19 protein-coding genes are annotated in these 20,245 nt (G+C 40.0%); 18 read left to right on the forward strand and 1 reads right to left on the reverse strand.

The genetic code is table 11. The annotated features are described in order from the left end of the window. Positions 1–955: 955 nt before the first annotated feature. The 9 genes from mnmG (at position 956) to ACYPWY_RS00575 (ending at position 9,043) form a co-directional block, all read left to right on the forward strand. Complete coding sequence (mnmG, locus tag ACYPWY_RS00535) at positions 956–2,830, forward strand: tRNA uridine-5-carboxymethylaminomethyl(34) synthesis enzyme MnmG (RefSeq protein WP_459683302.1); 1,875 nt, start codon at positions 956–958, stop codon at positions 2,828–2,830. An 83-nt stretch (positions 2,831–2,913) separates the two neighbouring features. Beyond that, positions 2,914–3,441 carry an adenine phosphoribosyltransferase gene (locus ACYPWY_RS00540; protein ID WP_459683304.1) on the forward strand — a complete coding sequence of 176 codons (528 nt, stop codon included), beginning with the start codon at positions 2,914–2,916 and terminating at the stop codon, positions 3,439–3,441. Between the two features lie 153 nt (positions 3,442–3,594). Further along, positions 3,595–5,394 (forward strand): excinuclease ABC subunit UvrC, encoded by a 1,800-nt coding sequence (uvrC, locus tag ACYPWY_RS00545; protein ID WP_459683305.1) that lies wholly within the window; start codon positions 3,595–3,597, stop codon positions 5,392–5,394. Positions 5,395–5,402: 8 nt separating this feature from the next. Next, positions 5,403–6,284, forward strand: coding sequence for a VIT1/CCC1 transporter family protein (locus ACYPWY_RS00550; protein ID WP_459683306.1), 882 nt, complete (start codon positions 5,403–5,405; stop codon positions 6,282–6,284). A 43-nt stretch (positions 6,285–6,327) separates the two neighbouring features. Beyond that, on the forward strand, positions 6,328–6,780 hold the full coding sequence (gene dtd / locus ACYPWY_RS00555; RefSeq protein WP_459683308.1) for a D-aminoacyl-tRNA deacylase: 453 nt from the start codon (positions 6,328–6,330) through the stop codon (positions 6,778–6,780). 172 nt (positions 6,781–6,952) lie between these two features. After that, positions 6,953–7,279 (forward strand): nucleotide pyrophosphohydrolase, encoded by a 327-nt coding sequence (locus ACYPWY_RS00560; protein ID WP_459683310.1) that lies wholly within the window; start codon positions 6,953–6,955, stop codon positions 7,277–7,279. An 8-nt stretch (positions 7,280–7,287) separates the two neighbouring features. Continuing rightward, complete coding sequence (gene deoC / locus ACYPWY_RS00565) at positions 7,288–8,154, forward strand: deoxyribose-phosphate aldolase (RefSeq protein WP_459683312.1); 867 nt, start codon at positions 7,288–7,290, stop codon at positions 8,152–8,154. A 143-nt stretch (positions 8,155–8,297) separates the two neighbouring features. Beyond that, positions 8,298–8,612 (forward strand): nucleotidyltransferase domain-containing protein, encoded by a 315-nt coding sequence (locus tag ACYPWY_RS00570; protein WP_459683314.1) that lies wholly within the window; start codon positions 8,298–8,300, stop codon positions 8,610–8,612. Continuing rightward, positions 8,609–9,043, forward strand: a complete 435-nt coding sequence (locus tag ACYPWY_RS00575) for a HEPN domain-containing protein (protein ID WP_459683316.1) — start codon at positions 8,609–8,611, stop codon at positions 9,041–9,043. The genes ACYPWY_RS00570 and ACYPWY_RS00575 overlap by 4 nt, the downstream gene beginning before the upstream one ends. A gap of 171 nt (positions 9,044–9,214) precedes the next feature. On the opposite strand, the gene ACYPWY_RS00580 is transcribed toward ACYPWY_RS00575, so the two are convergent. Next, the gene (locus ACYPWY_RS00580; RefSeq protein ID WP_459683317.1) at positions 9,215–10,186 is read right to left on the reverse strand and encodes a polyprenyl synthetase family protein; all 972 of its coding nucleotides are present in this window, start codon (positions 10,184–10,186) and stop codon (positions 9,215–9,217) included. 111 nt (positions 10,187–10,297) lie between these two features. Between ACYPWY_RS00580 and polA the strand changes: the two genes are divergently transcribed. From polA to ACYPWY_RS00625, 9 genes are all read left to right on the forward strand, one after another. Further along, positions 10,298–13,069, forward strand: coding sequence for a DNA polymerase I (polA, locus tag ACYPWY_RS00585; RefSeq protein ID WP_459683319.1), 2,772 nt, complete (start codon positions 10,298–10,300; stop codon positions 13,067–13,069). 21 nt (positions 13,070–13,090) lie between these two features. Then, a complete protein-coding gene (locus ACYPWY_RS00590; protein ID WP_459683320.1) occupies positions 13,091–14,785 on the forward strand; it encodes a YfhO family protein in 1,695 nt (564 codons plus the stop codon). 2 nt (positions 14,786–14,787) lie between these two features. Continuing rightward, positions 14,788–16,479 (forward strand): hypothetical protein, encoded by a 1,692-nt coding sequence (locus ACYPWY_RS00595; protein ID WP_459683321.1) that lies wholly within the window; start codon positions 14,788–14,790, stop codon positions 16,477–16,479. Then, positions 16,461–16,904, forward strand: a complete 444-nt coding sequence (locus ACYPWY_RS00600; protein WP_459683322.1) for a YqaA family protein — start codon at positions 16,461–16,463, stop codon at positions 16,902–16,904. Before ACYPWY_RS00595 ends, ACYPWY_RS00600 begins: the two co-directional genes overlap by 19 nt. Positions 16,905–17,107: 203 nt before the next feature. Further along, complete coding sequence (locus ACYPWY_RS00605; protein ID WP_459683323.1) at positions 17,108–17,467, forward strand: hypothetical protein; 360 nt, start codon at positions 17,108–17,110, stop codon at positions 17,465–17,467. A 7-nt stretch (positions 17,468–17,474) separates the two neighbouring features. Continuing rightward, the gene (locus tag ACYPWY_RS00610; RefSeq protein WP_459683325.1) at positions 17,475–17,798 is read left to right on the forward strand and encodes a hypothetical protein; all 324 of its coding nucleotides are present in this window, start codon (positions 17,475–17,477) and stop codon (positions 17,796–17,798) included. A 40-nt stretch (positions 17,799–17,838) separates the two neighbouring features. Then, complete coding sequence (locus ACYPWY_RS00615) at positions 17,839–18,405, forward strand: hypothetical protein (protein ID WP_459683327.1); 567 nt, start codon at positions 17,839–17,841, stop codon at positions 18,403–18,405. 68 nt (positions 18,406–18,473) lie between these two features. Beyond that, on the forward strand, positions 18,474–19,247 hold the full coding sequence (locus tag ACYPWY_RS00620) for a radical SAM protein (RefSeq protein ID WP_459683328.1): 774 nt from the start codon (positions 18,474–18,476) through the stop codon (positions 19,245–19,247). 41 nt (positions 19,248–19,288) lie between these two features. Further along, complete coding sequence (locus ACYPWY_RS00625; protein ID WP_459683330.1) at positions 19,289–19,885, forward strand: LURP-one-related/scramblase family protein; 597 nt, start codon at positions 19,289–19,291, stop codon at positions 19,883–19,885. Positions 19,886–20,245: the final 360 nt, after the last annotated feature.

Below are 20,245 nucleotides of genomic sequence, written 5' to 3' on the forward strand. Positions count from 1 at the left end.
AGAGAAAACAGCCCCTGATCCGTAAAATATATCCAACTAACCGCATACAATATAGATGCGATACAGGAGGAATAACAAGATATTATATTTATCTATGATACTATTACAATAAATATTTTTTAATTTTTTATTCAGTCAACTATACTATATTAAATTACTATTAAAGAACTAGTTGAATATTAATCGTATCTATAACACCATAATTAGTAATAATATTTAACTTTTTGATGAAAGAAAACAAACAGGAAAATTGAAAAAGAAAATAGACCGGTTAATTCGGTGAAAATAAAGATTATTATATACTAATATAATTATAGAAAATGCATCAAGCGGACGGAAAAAATTATTACTCAAAAAGACAGGGAAAAAACCGGCGAAGAAGAGAAGAAGAACAGCCCAATTTTGTTAATAAATATCTAAATTCCATTACGAGTAAATCTCCTATTGAGAGTAAAAACAGGGCAGGGCAAACCTCAGTCGTGTTCGGAAGATTGTAATTATTTGTTATACAAATATAAAGCTGCGTGTTATTAGCGCCATTCCGTAGGAATGATTCGCCCGGTAGAAAAATCAGGCTTAACAGGGTCGGCATTCCGAATGGAATGCGCCCTCGTTAGATTACTTCTATGCTACCGAGCGATGCAATCCTAACGGATTGCAGCATCTTAAACAATTATATCATAGAAATTTACAAGCTTCCGAACACAACTGGGCGTTGCCATAAGCTAATGCTTAAGCTCTTTCAGAGCAAATTTATTTTTTAAACCGAAGGCTATAATTTCAAACCACGCGAACGTTGTTTCATATTAAAGTCCTTCGGACTTTCTTCCAAGATCTGCCTTGCAAAACAGGGGAAGCGAATGGCAATTAAAGCTTAAAAGCGAAAACTAAAGCAAAATTATTTCAAGAATCATTACCTTTGTAGTTGTAATAATTAATTTCCAAAATAAGCTGAATGAAATTCGAGTATGATGTAATTGTTGTTGGAGCAGGACACGCCGGATGCGAAGCCGCAAGCGCAGCAGCCAATCTGGGCTCAAAAACCTTGCTGGTAACAATGGATATGAATAAAATTGCGCAGATGAGTTGCAATCCGGCAGTCGGAGGTATCGCAAAGGGTCAGATTGTTAGAGAAATCGACGCATTGGGAGGCCAAATGGGAATCGTAACGGATAAAACAGCCATACAGTTCAGAATGCTGAATAAATCCAAAGGGCCTGCCATGTGGAGCCCTCGCGCCCAAAGCGACCGGATGAAGTTCAGTATAAAGTGGCGCGAAATACTCGAAAATACCGAAAACCTGTTCATCTGGCAAGACGCTGTAACCAGCCTCCTCTTCCACAATAATACCGTTGAAGGTGTAAAGACGGCCTTAGGTGTTGAATTTCGGGCAAAATCGGTGGTGTTGACAAACGGCACATTCCTGAATGGGCTGATACACATGGGCAAAATTCAGCTAAACGGTGGGCGGATAGCCGAACCCGAATCGAGGGGAATTACCGAACAATTGGCCGGATTTGGAATAAAAACCGACAGAATGAAAACCGGTACACCCGTAAGAATTGACGGAAGAAGCGTTGATTTTTCGCTGATGACAGAGCAAAAAGGAGAGCAAGACTTTCATAAGTTCTCGTACCTGAATTTTCCGGCAAAAACGCTCAATCAGTTGAGTTGCTGGATTTGCAATACAAGTGAAGAAGTTCACCAACGGCTACGTGATGGATTGTCCGATTCGCCCCTTTACAACGGACAAATTAAAAGTATAGGTCCGCGTTATTGCCCCAGTATAGAAACCAAAATAGTAACATTTGCCGACAAAACATCCCATCAATTATTTCTGGAACCCGAAGGAGAGAACACGCAGGAATACTATTTGAACGGATTTTCGTCCTCTTTACCGCTGAATATACAGATAGAAGCCTTGCAAAAAATCCCTGCTTTCCGCAATCTTCACATCTATCGCCCGGGCTACGCCATAGAATATGACTTCTTCGACCCAACGCAACTGAAACACAGCTTGGAATCGAAATATATAGCGAACCTGTTTTTTGCCGGTCAAATCAACGGGACAACCGGTTATGAAGAAGCCGCCGGACAAGGGTTGATGGCAGGCATCAATGCCCATATAAAAGCGCAGGGAGGCGATGAATTTATTCTGAAAAGAGATGAAGCATATATAGGCGTATTAATCGACGATTTGGTAACAAAAGGAGTAGATGAGCCGTACCGGATGTTCACCTCTCGCGCCGAATACAGAATACTTCTCCGGCAAGATGATGCGGATATGCGCTTAACCGAAAAGAGTTTTAATATTGGTTTGGCTAAGAGAGACAGGATTGATTTGCTGAAAGAAAAAAGAGAAGAAATCGACCGGTTAATCGAATTTATATCCAATTATTCGATAAAACCGGAAGCTGTGAACACTGCATTAGAATTGTTAGGCACCAGTTCGCTGAAGCATGGAATGAAATTGAAAGACTTAATTATGCGTCCTCAGATTACAATAGAAAACATTTGCGAATATATTCCCGACTTTAAAGCGGAGCTGGATAAGATTCCGAATCGCAAAGAAGAAATCATGGAAGCTTGTGAAATCAAGCTAAAATACGATGGATACATAAAAAGAGAAGAAATTATTGCAGAAAAAATAAACAGGCTCGAAAATATTCGGATAAAAGACCGGTTTGATTACGATAATATATTATCTTTATCAACGGAAGCCCGACAGAAACTAAAAAAGATTAATCCCGAAACAATAGCCCAAGCTAGCCGGATTCCGGGAATTTCACCCAACGATGTGTCTATCCTGTTAGTTTTGTTAGGAAGATAAATCCGGTGTGTTCCACGTGGAACAATCGAAAATAAAAAATATAAATCGCTTAAAATAACCCATTTAAAATAGCAAAAAAAACGATGAAATCAGAAAAATTAAAAAACTCAATCCGTAACGTCCCCAACTTTCCAATACCGGGAATTCAATTCAAGGACGTAACAACGCTATTCAAAGAAGCGGAAAATTTGAAAGAACTTACCCGCGAATTGGCAAAGAAATACGAAGACAAAGGAATAACAAAAGTTGTCGGCATCGAATCCAGAGGATTTATAATGGGCCCGATAATGGCGCTAAAACTCGGCGCCGGATTTGTGCCTATCCGAAAACCGGGTAAACTCCCTGCCGAAACAATCGAAGAAAGCTATACAAAAGAATATGGCATCGACACCATTCAAATTCACAAAGACGCCTTAAATTCCGATGACATTGTATTACTTCACGACGATTTACTGGCGACAGGTGGAACAATGTTGGCCGCTTACAAACTCGTAAAGAAAATGGGAGTAAAAAAAGTGTATATCAACTTCATCATAGAGCTGGGAGATTTACAAGGCCGGGAAGTATTTCCCAAAGAAGTGGATGTGGATGCATTAATTAAATTTGATTGATGATTCTTTGCCGCATATCTCGCTCTGGGTGAGTTATGTATAAGATTTATACAGGCTCAACTTATTAGGTGTTCCACGTGGAACAATCAAAATATAAAATATAAATCGTTTAAAATAACTCATTTATAAACAACAAAGGAACAAGAAAATTGAATGCTGGATTATCTAAAAAATATCATACAGAATATCCCTGAGAAGCCCGGGTGCTATCAGTACCTTGACGATAAAGGTGTAATCATCTATATCGGGAAAGCCAAGAACCTGAAGAAAAGAGTATCTTCATACTTTACGCAAAAGCATGATAGTCCGAAAACACGGATATTAATAAGCAAAATCCGGGACATTAAATACATCATTGTAGATTCGGAGGAAGATTCGTTTTTATTAGAAAACAACCTGATAAAAGAATATCAGCCACGCTACAACGTTATGCTGAAAGATGATAAATCCTACAAATCCATCGTTATCCGAAACGAGTATTTTCCACGCATCTATTCAACACGAAAAAAAATAAAAGACGGCTCACAGTATTTTGGCCCATACACATCCGAACTGAGCATAAGAACCCTACTGGAAGTCATTCAGAAGTTATACCCCCTGAGGACTTGCCATCTTCAGCTTACACCCGAAAATATTGCTCAAAATAAATTTAAAGTGTGCCTTGATTATCATATTAAGCGTTGTATGGGCCCATGCCAAGGATTACAAAGCCTCGAAGATTACAATAAAAATATTGAATACATAAAAGAAATTCTCAGAGGAAATATTAATGATGTATGCATGAATATATACAAACAGATAAAAGAACTAGCGGACGAACTAAAATTTGAAGAAGCTCAAAAATTAAAAGAAAAATATATACTCATCAAGAATTTCAAGAATAAATCTATCATCGTATCCAATATAAACTACAACATTGATATATTTGGATATGACGAAGACCAAAACAGCGCATATATAAATTACCTGAATATATACAACGGGGTAATAATCAGGGCTTATACAATTGAGTACAAAAAGAGGATGGATGAAAGCAAAGAGGAATTACTTGGCCTTGGCATCATCGAAATGAGGACCAGATTCGACAGTAAATCGAGAGAAATTATCGTTCCGTTTTGCCCCGATCTTACGATGAGAGAGGTAGAAATAGTTATTCCCCAGCGCGGAGACAAGAAAAAATTATTGAATCTGTCGCAACAAAATGTAAGGCAATACAAACTTGACAAGCTAAAAAAAGCCGAAAGTTTAAATCCCGAACAACGCGTAACCAGGATATTAAAAACTATTCAGAACGACCTCCATTTAAAAGAATTGCCCATACACATCGAGTGTTTTGATAATTCAAACATACAAGGAACGAATCCTGTGTCGGCCTGTGTGGTATTTAAAATGGCAAAACCATCCAAAAAAGATTATCGCCACTTTATTGTAAAAACCGTTAAGGGCCCCGATGATTTTTCAACGATGAAAGAAGTGGTATTCAGACGATACAAACGCTTGATGGAAGAACAATCTCCCCTACCCCAACTCATTGTGGTTGATGGCGGCAAAGGGCAATTGAGTGCGGCATGTGAATCGTTGAAAAAATTGGATCTTTATGGGAAAATTGCCATAACAGGCATCGCCAAACGGCTCGAAGAAATATATTATCCCGAAGACTCTATCCCACTCTATTTAGACAAAAACTCTGAAACATTGAGAGTTATACAACATCTGCGAGACGAAGCCCACCGGTTTGGGATAACACTCCATCGCGACAGAAGAAGCCGGGACCAGATTCAATCGGAATTGGACGATATAAAAGGCATCGGCCCCGAAACCAAGAAAATACTCCTGACGCACTACAAAAGCTTTAAACGGGTGAAAGAAACATCGAGAGAAAAACTGGAAAAAACTGTCGGAAAACACAAAGCCCAACTCATTTTAAGCTATTTTACTAATAACATAAATTGAATATTATTATGGACATTGCATTAACTCCCGAACTTAAAGAAAAATTAGTCGCCGCCCAGAGAAACGAGGAAACGGAAAGCAGAGTGTATGAAAATATCTCGAGATTCGTTAAGGACGAAGACAACAAGCAAATAATAATAAAAATATCGGCAGAAGAAAAGAAACACGCAAGAATCTGGAAATCATATACTAACCAGGAAGTGAACCCGGACAAGTACAAGGTATGGCTATATACAAACATTGTCCGGTATTTTGGCCTGACTTTTGGGCTAAAACTCATGGAATCGGGAGAGAAGAATGCGATTATCAATTATGCCGAAATAGGCGAATTCATTCCGGCAGCCAAAAGTATTCAGGAGGACGAAGAGAATCACGAACGCCAACTAATTGATTTACTAAAGGATAAATCAATTAACTATCTGGGTTCCATCGTGTTAGGACTGAACGATGCCCTTGTTGAACTAACAGGTGTCCTGGCCGGATTAACATTCGGTTTGCAAAATACCCGGATGATTGCCTTTGTGGGGATAATAACCGGCATATCAGCCGCCTTCTCCATGGCCGGCTCGGAATATCTATCAACAAAAACCGACGATGACGGAAATGTGAAGCCGGTTACCGCCGCCATATATACCGGCATTGCCTATATCACAACCGTCATATTGCTCATCCTCCCCTATTTGTTAGTTCAAAACATCTACCTTGCTCTTGGGTTGTGTATCTCTACGGCTATCCTTATCATTGCCATTTTCAACTATTATACATCCGTGGCCAAAGGTCATGCGTTCAAGTCGCGGTTCCTCGAAATGGCCGGAATCAGCCTGAGTGTAGCCTTCATCAGCTTTATTATAGGAACGGTGGTGAAATATGTATTCAATATCGAGATTTAAAAAATCGGGCTTGAATTGAACTAAAAACAACGTAATACGTTATATGAGAATAGTAATTCAGCGCGTTACAGAGGCGTGTGTGGTGATTGAGAAGCATACCAAGTCGCAAATAAGCAGAGGCCTTTTGGTATTGGTTGGTATTGAAGATGAGGATAGCAGAGAAGATATTGACTGGCTGTGCAATAAAATCGTCAATCTGCGGATATTCGACGATGCAAACAAGGTGATGAACCTCTCTGTCCTCGACATGGCAGGCGAGATACTTGTGGTATCGCAGTTTACGCTTCATGCCTCAACAAAAAAAGGAAACCGGCCGTCTTATATTCGCGCCTCGAAACCGGAAGTCGCTATACCGCTTTACGAAGCGTTTTGCGAGACTTTGGAGAGCCTAACCGATAGACCGGTACAAACGGGCAGTTTTGGCGCTGATATGCAAGTAAAACTCGTTAATGACGGGCCTGTAACTATTTGTATTGACTCTAAGAATAGGGAGTAAGCGAAAGATTGCTGTATTTAGCTGATTTATAGGTACATATATAAGTTAATCTATATAAATAGAATATTAAAAATCTATGTTTATAGAATTGTGATTTAATAAAGAATGATTAAACTTAAAGTATTCTATAATAACTGGTTATATTAGCATTTGATTGATAATGAATAGAAACATGACAATAGAGGAAGCGCAACAAGCAGTTGATAAATGGATTAAAACCTACGGCGTACGGTATTTCAACGAACTGACCAATATGGCGATACTGACAGAGGAAGTCGGCGAGTTGGCACGAATCATGGCACGCAGGTATGGCGATCAGTCGTTTAAGAAATCGGATTTGGAGAAAAATCTGGGAGATGAAATGGCCGATGTGCTTTGGGCGCTTATCTGCCTCGCCAACCAAACCGGAATCGACCTCACCGAAGCGTTTAAAAAGAATATCGAGAAAAAGACGAACAGAGATAAAGACAGACATATCAATAATATCAAACTAAAATAAACAGAATTATGGAAAACGTAAACAAATACCTGGATGTGCTGAAGCAGTACACAACAAACCTGAACGACAGCGAAATAACAAACAAGGTAAACGAACTGTTGAGCAAAAAACTGGCCGAAAATAACAACAAGGAAGTATATAAGAAATTGTATTCGTGCATCGACTTAACATCTTTAGGAACAGTAGATTCTAAAGAAGATATATGGAAGTTCACACAAAAGGTAAACGATTTTGAAGGCAGTTCGGATGTACCTAACGTTGCCGCTATCTGTGTATTCCCCAATTTTGCCGAAACCGTAAAGGAAGCGCTTACGGCTCAGAATGTAAAAATTGCCTGTGTTTCGGGCGGATTTCCCAGCTCACAAACATTTATCGAGGTAAAAATTGCCGAAACTGCCCTTGCGGTAGCCAATGGCGCCGACGAAATAGACATTGTAATAAACCTGGGCTTGTTCCTCTCGGAAAACTACGAAGAAATGTGTGAAGAAATAGAGGAACTGAAACACGCCTGTCGCGATGCCCACCTGAAAGTAATCCTCGAAACAGGCGCCTTAAAAACAGCATCCAATATCAAAAAAGCATCCATCCTCGCGTTATATTCAGGAGCCGATTTCATAAAAACCTCCACCGGAAAAGTGTATGAAGGGGCCTCACTCGAGGCGGCATACGTGATGTGCAGCGCCATAAAAGAGTACCACACCAAAACAGGCCGCAAAGTAGGTTTCAAACCATCGGGAGGAATATCCGAAACCGAAGAAGCCGTAAAATACTACACCATAGTAAAAGAGCTGTTAGGCGAAGAATGGTGCAACAACGAATATTTCAGAATAGGAGCCAGCAGGTTAGCCAAAAATTTGTTGGAGAGCCTTAATTGAATGGAGAATGGAGAGTTGAGAATTGAGAATGAATAATAGGGTTTTGTCATTATGGAATTGATCCGCAATTTCCTTATTCTTCATTCTCATTTGTAGATTCGCAAATTATATTGTATTTTTGAAAACAAACAGATATTCATATTATGAATCCGCAAATTCTCGAAAATATCCGCCAACTTAAACGTCAACTGCTCCCCAATGAGCGTTTGATACTCTTCGGCTCTCAGGCGCGTGGCGATGAACACTCCAATTCGGATTGGGATTTGCTTGTTCTGCTGAATAAGAAAAAGCGAAATTTTATTGAGGATTCCAATAAATATGCCTATCCATTTACAGAGATGGGCTTTAAATATGACGTACTAATCAATGCAAAAGTTTTTACGGAAGCAGAGTGGCAAGAACAAAAAACATCCATTTTTTACAAAAATGTAGAACAAGATAAGATAGAAATCGAATGACGATAAGTGATGATGAAAGAATAGCGATTGTAGAACATCGTTTGCGCAGAGCAAAAGATACACTTGAAGAGGCAAAAGACCTGATAAGTTTGCGTCATTGGCATGGGGCTGCAAATCGGCTGTATTACGCTTGTTATTATGCAGTTATCGGATTGCTTATTCAAAACAAACATTCGCCTCACACGCATAATGGGACGTTTTCACTACTTGGAAAATATTTTGTTACAACTGGTATTATCAGCAAAGAATACAATAAGCTTTATCGTAATCTTTTTGATTTGCGGCAAAATGGCGATTATAGCGATTGGATTCTAATTGACGAAGAAGACATCGCTCCCCTTCTCGAACCAGCCAAACAATTTATTGAAACAATCGAAAAACTGATATGTGAAAAAGAAATTCAATATGGAAGAGAAGCAAATAAAAGCTAAACTCTTCGCCGGACACGGGCTGCAAGCCCGCGCCAGCGACCCAAGGTAAACGTATGAAAATCTCTGTAGGCTTTCAGCCTTAGCCTATTCGGAATTTTTTCAAGGTTTACCCGCGCCAGCGACCCCTCCTACATCGCTTTGCGCATTCTCAATTCTCAATTCTCAATTAAATCAATACCCCCTTTCAATCACATAATCCACAGCGTCATAGAGGGCTCTTTTTATGTCATTGTCGGGTAATGTATCAATTAAATGGCAGGCTTTTTCCTTGTATTCTGCTATTTTTTGATAAGCGTAATCTATGCCTCCATTGTCCTTCGCAAAGGAAATCAATTCCCGGATAGTGGCTTCCGAAAAATCTTTCCGGCAGATAATAGCCGATATATGTTGAGAATGTAATGTTTCGGCAGATTTAAGCGCATACAGGAGAGGCAATGTAACTTTCCCTTCCCTGATGTCGTTACCGGTTGGCTTGCCCACATCATTCGCAAAATAATCGAATATATCGTCTTTCAGTTGAAAGCAAACACCAATATATTCCCCCAATTTCCCGAATTTATCTATCAATTCTTCGGGAGCATTCACCGACAAGGCGCCAATCCGCATACAAACCGACAGAAGCGAAGCTGTTTTTTTATTGATAACCTCAAAATATTCATCCTCATCAATAATACCTTCGCTCACCAACGACAGCTGGTTCAGTTCACCTTCGGCCAGGTTCCTCCCCAGATTCGATATGGCATTGATAATTTCAATATTTCCGGTCAGGATACTCTTCAGCAATGCGGTGGAAAGAAAATAATCGCCTGCAAGAACAGCTATCTTATTATTATACACGGCATTCAACGATGGTTCCCCACGTCTGAGGTTCGATTCGTCCACCACATCATCGTGAATCAGCGACGCTGTGTGCAATAATTCGATGGTTATGGCCGAATTATAAGTAACCTCATTTACCTCACCGCACAACTTGGCGGCAAGCAACAACAAAATGGGACGAATCTTTTTTCCATCCGATTTCATAACCTGGTCTATAACAGCCTGAATCCTTGCATTTTCGGAAGAAATAGCGCTTCTAAAACGCGCATTGAAATTTTCCAATTCCAAAATTACAGGCTTGGCAACAGAAAGCTTTTTATTCATAAAAGAAAAACTTGGACGCAAATTTACAAATTATTCGTTTTTTAGCGTCATTTATTTATAACTTTACGGTCAATTAACCGGATTTTGTTATTTAAAACCCAATTTACCCAGATGAGACTGTTTCTAATTGATGCTTATGCGCTGATATACCGTTCTTATTATGCTTTTATAAAAACTCCGCGTGTCAACTCAAAAGGCTTGAACACATCAGCCATTTTTGGTTTCGTGAACACCTTGGAAGAGCTTTTGAGGAAAGAAAACCCGACACACATCGGCGTTGCATTCGACCCTCCGGGAGGAAGTTTCCGCCACGAGGTGTATGAACAATACAAAGCACAACGTCAGGAAACACCCGAAGATATACGGCTGGCGATACCTATTATCAAAGAAATTATTGCAGCCTATAACATAAAAATACTGGAAGTACTTAATTTTGAGGCCGATGATGTTATCGGCACCATTGCCAAAGAAGCCGAAAAAGAATCGTTGGAAGTTTTTATGGTTACGCCCGATAAAGACTATGCCCAGCTGACCAGCGATAAAATACACATGTACAAACCCAACTCCTTTGGCGGTGGATTCAGTATTCTTGACGACAAAGCCGTACTGGAAAAATACAACATCTCCTCCCCTATTCAGATAATAGACTTGCTTGGATTGATAGGTGATACATCCGATAATATTCCGGGCTGCCCGGGGGTTGGACCAAAAACCGCCGAAAAACTTATCGCCGAATACGGGTCGATTGAAAATCTGCTCGAACATACGGCGATGATAAAAGGAAGCTTGAAACAAAAATTGGAAGAGAATAAAGAGCAAATCATTTTTTCCAAATTTTTGGCAACAATCAAAACCGACGTCCCCATCGAATTTAAGAAAGACGATTTTTTGAGAAAAGACCTCAACGAAAAAAAATTACAAGCAATTTTTGAAGAGTTGGAATTTCGCACCTTAATCAACAAAGTACTAAAAAAAGAAACCCAATCAAGCTTTGTTAAAAGTCCGTCGCTTCAAGGCGATTTGTTTGAAGGATTTGCCACCGATGATACGAAAGAAAAAATATATTCAAATCTCAAGGACTTAAATTCGGTGCCACATAGCTACCATCTGGTTGATACAGAAGACGAAATAGCGAATTTAATAAGCAAAATTTCTGTTCAGGATTTTTGCTCGTTTGACACGGAAACTACGGGACTTGACCCCACAAGTAGCGAACTGGTAGGAATGTCGTTTTCTTTTGTCGAATCCGAGGCATATTATGTGCCTATCCCCTCCAAATTTGAAGAAGCAAAAAAACGGGTCGATCTATTTAAGGAATTTTTAGAAAATGACCGGATTGTTAAAATTGGTCAAAACATAAAATACGATATTGTCATCCTGAAAAAATACGGCATCAAAGTAAAAGGCAAACTCTTCGATACAATGATTGCCCATTATCTTTTGAATCCCGAATTAAGGCATGGCATGGACTACCTGGCCGAAACCTATTTGGATTACAAAACCATCCATATTGACGAACTGATTGGAGCCAAAGGGAAAAATCAGAAAAATATGCGTGATGTGCCTAAAAAGATCGTTTGCGATTATGCTTGCGAAGATGCCGATGTTACGCTTAAACTGAAACACATTCTGGAAAAAGAAATTATTGAAAACAAATTCGAGGAGCTACTCTACGATATTGAATTTCCGCTGATTTATGTGTTGGCCGACATGGAATACACCGGCGTAAAACTCGACAGCGAAGCGCTCAAAGAATCGTCGAAAGTGATAACCGAACAGTTACTCAAAATAGAACAGGAAATATTTGAATTGGCAGGTTGTGGATTCAATCTAAATTCGGCCAAACAAGTAGGCGAAATCCTTTTCGAGAAACTGGCGATTATAGAGAAAGCCAAAAAAACAAAAACAGGACAATACACAACAAACGAAGAGATTCTCGAAAAACTAAGGGATAAACATCCGATTATCGGGAAAATATTGGAATACCGGGGACTTAGAAAATTATTGAACACCTACATCGACACCCTACCGCAGTTGATAAACCCTGTTGATAATAAAATACATACATCTTACAATCAGACCGTAACCTCAACCGGAAGATTAAGTTCGAGCAATCCAAACATGCAAAATATACCCATCCGCGATGCACAGGGAAAAGAAATCCGCCGAGCTTTTGTTCCCGATGAAGGATGCCTGTTTTTATCGGCAGACTATTCGCAAATCGAACTGCGCATCATGGCACACCTGAGTAAGGACCCCAATATGGTGGAGGCCTTTAATGGCGGAGAAGATATACATGCTGCAACCGCCGCCAAAATATACAAAATACCCATCAAGGAGGTTACCCACGACATGCGCCGGAAAGCCAAAACCGCCAATTTCGGAATCATTTACGGCATATCGGTATTTGGCCTGGCCGAACGCCTGACTATACCCCGGAGCGAAGCTAAAGAACTGATTGAAGGTTATTTTGAAAGCTACCCCGATGTAAAAAAATACATGGACGAAAGCATACAGATTGCCCGAAAAAAAGGCTATGTGGAAACTATTTTCGGGCGCAAACGCTACTTACCCGACATCAATTCGAGAAACGCAACCGTACGCGGATATGCCGAACGGAATGCCATCAATGCACCCATACAAGGTAGCGCCGCCGACATAATAAAAGTGGCAATGGTTCGCATTTTCGACCGCTTCAACAAGTCGAAAATGAAGTCGAAGATGATATTACAGGTACATGATGAATTGAACTTTAACGTTGTGCCCGAAGAATTTGAAGAGGCAAAGCAAATTGTAGTAGAAGAAATGGAAAACGCTTACAAACTAATCATTCCCCTGAAAGCCGATTTCGGAAGCGGAAACAACTGGTTGGAAGCACATTAAGAAAATACAACTTAAACCAATATGAAATTTCTAACCAGTATCATATCGCAAATTGCCGATAACAAGAAATGCCATTTTTGGCTGTTCTTTGCGGTATTATCAGCTCTAACATCGTTGATGATGTTATGCTACTTCCCGCTTGATAAGTTTTATATGGGATACGATACAACTTTTCACCTGAGAAGATTGGATGCATTAATGATTTCATTCCAAAACGGAACTTTCCCCATATACATTGATTACAGCGCCTTTATTGACTACGGATATGCCACCCGGTGGTTTTACCCCGATTTCATTCTGATTCCCTTCGCCATACTGGGGAACTTTACCAACACACTGTTTGCCTACAAGGCATTAATAGTTACAGCAACGGTTTTATGTGGCGTTTTCACTTACAAAACGGTCAACAAAATATATAAAAACAATTTTGCCGCTTTTATATCGGGCTTGCTCTATACTTTCTGCATGTACCGCTTATTCGATTTATCGTACAGGGGAACCACAAGCGAAGCGCTGGCATTTACTTTCGTCCCTATCGTTTTCTACGGACTGTACGAAATAATAAAAGGCGACTACCGGAAGTGGTACATTCTGACGATTGGCTTTAGCCTGTTGGTATATTCTCATCTTCTTTCCTCGGTTATCATATTCCTAACAATGATTATCGGGCTAATTATATGTTATAAATCGTTGATTGGAGAAAAAAAGAGAATTTATCATCTGCTTTTAGCCGGGGTAGTAGCGTTCATTATTACAATATATCACACGCTTCCGATGCTTGAGCAAATGCTATCACAGGAGTTCTATTTATCTCATATAACTGCAACCTACGAAACCAATTATTATACCTTAAGCCTGCGTTGGCTAATTTGGGGTATGTTTAGTGGCGTTGTTCCATCCCAACCCGCCATTATGCCTTCCATAGGGATGCTGTTGACTTTATCACTTGGCTTGCGCCTGTTCATATACGATAAATCCGCCAAGCTACGCAACACCGACATTATCGCCCTCATTGGAGTAGCTTATATTCTCTTGGCATCCAAACTATTCTCCTGGTCGGCTATTCCACTCGTTTGGTTTCGATTTATTCAATTTCCGTATCGGTTATTTCTGCCGACCAGTTTCTTCCTGGCCATAGCCGGATCCTATTATTTGTCGCTGCTGATTACCACAAAAAAACGCTACGTTGCTAGCATATTCATTGTTGTAACAGGCATTTCGCTAACGATAGTAAACGACAGCAATGATTTTAAAAATTCGCCTTTGCTATTAAATTTTAATGACCACTTTACTGATGTTTACAATAACAACTTAGGCACGCTCGAATATTTACCGGCAAAAGTTCCATCAAAAGAATACATGGCCGAAAGAGGAGATAAAATCAGAACAAAACACAGCGATACCGGCATAAGCAACAAGATAAAAAAAGACGGCGCTACCAGCTTTAACCTGACCATCCATAGTACGGATACGCTCGAACTCCCCCTCTTCTACTACAAGGGATACAGCGCCAAGCTGAACAATGCGCCCATACCCGTAAGCGAAAGTAAACACGGATTAGTAGCAATACCGGTCAATGAACCGGGGCATGTAGTTGTTGCCTACACCGGCACATTTATTCAGAAGATAAGTCCCTGTATCAGCATCATAAGCATACTTTTGCTTTGCATATATATTTATCGAACCCGAAAAATAACATCAAAAACAAGCAATTAAACATGAACTATATCAATACTGCCATAGATAAGATTGCCGACTGCAAGAAATCGCATTTCTGGATATTCTTTGCGGTTTTGCTCTTCTTGTCGCTGTTCATGGTATATAGCTACCGGTTATATCCCAGTTTCGATTTTTATTTCCATTACCGGCGGTTGAATGCCCTGATGGATGCTTTACAAAACGGCAGTTTCCCCATTTACTTGGATTACACTGCTGCCAACGGCTATGGATACGCTACCAAATGGTTTTACTCCGACCTGATATTAGCGCCCTTTGCTGCCATCGGAACCGTAACGGGCGCGGCTTTTGCTTACCAGTTCATGTGGTTTAGCACAACGGTTTTGTGTGGCGTGTTGATGTACATCGCCGTCAACCGCATTTATAAAAGTTCGTACGCCGCTTCTATCAGCTCTATTCTCTTCACATTTTGCACCTACCGCTTACTCGATATGTATAACCGGTCGGCAGTAGGAGAAGCGCTTTCGTTTACGTTTGTTCCACTCGTATTTTGGGGCTTGTACGAAATAATAAAAGGCGACTACCGGAAATGGTATATCCTAAGCATTGGATACAGCTTGATGATTTTCACGCATGTGTTGTCGTCTTTCCTGCTGTTTATAACATTGCTCATCATCCTTGCCATTTATTACAAATCCTTCGTCGGTGAGCGTAAACGGGGCTACTACCTGATGATTTCGGGATTGGCGACAGTTGTTATTACAGCCTATTTTCTGTATCCGATGCTCGAGCAAATGCTATCGGGTTCGTTCTATTACCAAACCGAAATAAAAGCCCATCCCAATGACCATAAACAAAAACTGAACTGGATAATCTGGGGCTTGTTCAGCGGCATTGTTCATCCCAAGCAAGTGTTCATTCCGGCTACCGGACTGATGCTTACCTGGGCTGTCAGTTTGCGTCTGTTCGTAAAAGGAAACAAATCGGCCTTGCTGAAAAGTGTGGACAAAGGCGTTATCATCGGCTTTGTTTACATCGTGTTGGCCTCATTCATTGTTCCCTGGGATGTGTTTCCTTTCAGCCAATTGTATTTCATCCAGTTGCCCTGGCGCTTGTACGAATTTGTAAGCTATTTCTTTGCCATAGCCGGAGGATATTACCTCATCCATATTCTGCATTCCAATCGCCGGTTATTCGCCGGAGCGCTTATGGTTGTTTTGGGCACAATTTTCGTCCTGTCGAGCAGTGGTAAGGATTACCAGTTCGAGAATTCGGAACACGACATCAATCAGGTATCGACCAGGGAAACCAACAATTTTCACCTGTACGGCATGGAATATATCCCGTCCAAGGTTCCATCCGTCGATTATATCGACGGGAGAGGCGACAGCCTTGTTACAAAATACAACGAGACGGTCATCAGCAATTTCAGCAAAAAAAACGGCATTACCAGTTTCAACATAAACACGCACAAAAAAGCCGAACAGGTAGAATTGCCTCTCTTCTACTACAAGGGATACAGCGCCCGTCTGAACAAAAAAGACATTCCCCTCGGCGAAAGCCCGAACGGACTTATTGAGCTGCCCATAACCGAATCGGGGCACGTTGAGGTTTATTATGCCGGAACGACGATACAAAAAATAAGCCCGTTTATCAGCATTTTAGGGATATTATTGCTTGGCATGTATATCTTTGTGTATAAAAAAAGGAAAAAATGCTCGAAGGCTTCGTAGAATATGGATATATTGGTTTATTTTTAGCCTCGTTTCTGGCGGCCACTATCCTGCCTTTCGGGTCGGAAGTGGTGTTTGTGGCGCTTATAGCCGCCGGTATGGATGCCTGGACCTGCACCCTTGTGGCCAGCACAGGCAATTGGATGGGAGGAATGACGAACTATTATCTCGGACATCTGGGCAAAATAGAGTGGATTGAAAAGTACCTGAAAATAAAGAAAGAGAAAATAGAAAAAATACAACACTGGCTCAAGGGAAAAGGAGCCGCCATGGCATTTTTCAGCTTTATGCCCGTAGTGGGCGATGTGATAGCCGTAGCGCTGGGATATATGCGCGCCAATGTTTATGTAGTAAATATCAGCATGTTTCTGGGGAAATTTGCGCGATATGTTGTTATTATGTATGGAATGAATTTGTTGTTTTGATGAAAAAGTGGATTTGTATAAGTCCGTATTTTTATAAAAAACACAATATTGTTTGACTTTACAATATTTTTATATTTACTTTGTGCCTTGTGAATAGGGATATTATACACATATTTAAGGATTTAGTGATTTGGTACATTATAAATTTGGTGATTCCAATTTGTGTACCATGGTTTTTTGTTTACATGTGCAAGCTTCATCAAATGGATGATGTCTTAACTTCATCTGATATTTTTATCCAATTATTGGGAAACGGATTTTATATTTTTGCAGGAACAGCGTTGGTTGTCAGTCTGTTTCAAGACTATGATGACGCGCATGTTGTAACGAAGCCGATAGATTATCTGCTTATTGGTGTGTTCGTTTTCTTTTCAGGCTTGCTTTTCATGTTTGATAATCCAATCATTGATATATCGGATAAATTTTCCTTTAAGGATAACCTGTCAACTTGTTGGTATATACTTATATTTGGAATGCTTCTTTCCGGATATGTGAAGTTTAGAATACTTTGGTATCAGCAATTTAAAATGACCCTGCCCGAATTTATAAAAAAACATATATAAATACATTATGGAATTTCTTAAACTTATAGCTCCTTATCTGCCTGTTTTAGTCATCTTGTATATTTTGGTCGATAATAGACAAGTGATAAAGTTGATCTGCAAAAAAAACAGACACGATTCATCTGCAAAAAAAACTGAGCCTACACTTGTTCCGGTTACTGAATCCACCAATAATACATTCACTTCAGAATATAAATTTTTATCGAATCTAGCTGTAGTAACTATTGTGTTTTGTTGTTTAATCAATCATGCCGACCCTTTTAATGATAAATCAGCAAGAGAAAAACTTAAAGACGATGCTATAAAAAGAGATTTTGGACAATTATTGTAATTTACTGTCCCTGTGTAAAAATATAAAATTGTTGAGATCTATGACCGCAAACGAGAAATTGAAGAAACGAGAAATTGGTGAAGAACGACAGAAAAAAGAATCTGATAGATATGATACTTTTATTGAGGCGTATAAAGAATTTATATCCTCTCCTCTTATACCTGTTTCGGACGAAATAAAAGCTGCTGTTTGTTTAAATAGATCATTACTATTAGGTGTTGTACACTCATATTTTGATGATATTGAACGATTTAAAGAATACACCGGAGCTGTTTGTGCCGATCAGCATAAACAGGCCGCTTATACAATCAAGTGGATTGTTAAATTTAAACCGATTCAAATAAAAATAGATGATGATTCGGTTGACATTTACAAAACAATGAGCGATGGTTTGATTCAAATAAATTCCTTTTTTGCTATTTACGTGGGGTTTACTTTATTTCTTGATAAAAGATTATTTTCTTTAATGTCTAAAGATTTTTTTACACATATTGTATATGATACGTTATTTAGGCAAGTATCCGGTAAACAATTATCTACCGTATTATTTTTGATGGAAAAAATAGTTGACTGCCATTACAATCCAAGCGAAGATTTCAAAATATAAAAAACCTCCCCGTAGGGGAGGCTCAAAACTCCCCCCTACGGGGGGCGGGGGGGCTTAACTATTTGTGTATGATACTATTCAATGAAATTGTTTTTGGCCCTATTCACAGCCGCAGATTAGGGAGTTCGCTGGGGATGAACATTCTGCCCTACGATGGCAAGGTATGCTCTTTCGATTGCATCTATTGCGAATGTGGCTATAACAAAGACCGCAGAACAAAAAGCCCCCTGCCCTCGCGCGAAAACGTGAAGGCGGCTTTGGAAGATAAACTGATAACGCTGAAAAAGGAAAACCTTGTTCCCGATGTAATCACTTTTGCCGGCAACGGAGAGCCTACCCTCCACCCTCAGTTTGCCGGAATAATAGACGACACCATAGAATTACGCGACAAATACGTTCCCGAAGCCAAAATAAGCGTTTTATCGAACGGAATGCACATTGCCAAGAATGCCGTATTTAATGCGCTTAAAAAGGTGGATAACAACATCCTGAAACTGGACTCTGCCATTATCAGCACCGCCCGCTTGATCGACTGCCCCAGTTCCCCGGGTTACAGCATCGAGAAGCAAGTGGAATTGTTCAGGAAATTCGAGGGCGACTTTATTATGCAAACCATGTTTGTGAAAGGCGAACACAACGGCCAAACAGTGGATAACACCACCGAAGAAGAAATAGCAGCCTGGTTGAAAGCCGTTGCGGAAAGCCGTCCGAAGGAAGTGATGATTTATACCATCGACCGGGAAACTCCCGAAAGCAAACTCCAAAAAATACCGCTGGAAAAACTGAAAGAAATAGGCGAAAGGGTAGGGGAGCTGGGCATCAAAATAAATATTGCAGGATAACGAACTATAACTTTAATTATAAACTTTAAAAAAACAGAATTATGAGCGATTTTCCTAAATTTTTTGAAACAAACGAGTACTTTATCGACCAGAAAGTAAATTTATTGAAGTTCGAAGCCGAATACAAAGTCTTCAATCAGGAAGGTGTGCAGATAGGTTTTATCCGCCAACGCATATCCACCGGACATAAAATTTTGCGTTTACTTATCAACAAAGCAATGATGCCATTCCTGCTCGAAATAGTTGATGCGGACGGAAATTTATTGGCCGTAATAAAAAGAGGCTGGACGTTTTTCATGTCCGAAATTCAGATTTTGACCGACAAGCACGAATTGATTGGAAAAATCCAACAAAAATGGTCTTTCATGAAACCGAGCTTTCATATCAAGGACGGCAACGGAACCAAACTGGCCGAAATAAAAGGCGACTGGAAAGGCTGGAACTTTGAAATCAGCGACACAAACAACACCCCCATCGGAACCATCAGCAAAAAATGGGGCGGCGTGATGAAAGAAGCATTTACCAGCGCCGACAAATACAATGTATCCATCAGAGAAGATTACAAAGAAAATACCGAAAAAATAGTGGTCGTTTCCACAGCCATTACCATTGATATGGTTTTGAAAGAATCGAAGTAAATATCAGGTGGAGATGTTCTTTTGAAGTTGTCATTGCGGGCTCCGACCCGCAATCTCCCGCTCAGGCTGGCGCGAACATGTTGTCCGTGTCCTATGTTCCGGCCAATGGACAACCAATTTGTTATTGGACACAGGCTACAAGCCTGCGCCAGCGAGTAAAATTCAAAAAAAATCAAAATTTTTTTTCGACAAAAACCTCCGTTTCAGAGACATTTATTTATACGGATTTAGAATAATCCTGTATAATATTTTACTACACAATGCCGGACATGGTTCTGTATCCGGCATTGTGTAATTGATTTATTTGTAGTACTTTCGCTTCCGAGCGAACACAGTAGCTCATTTTTTTTACAACTAATA

This window comes from Viscerimonas tarda, from assembly GCF_054601255.1.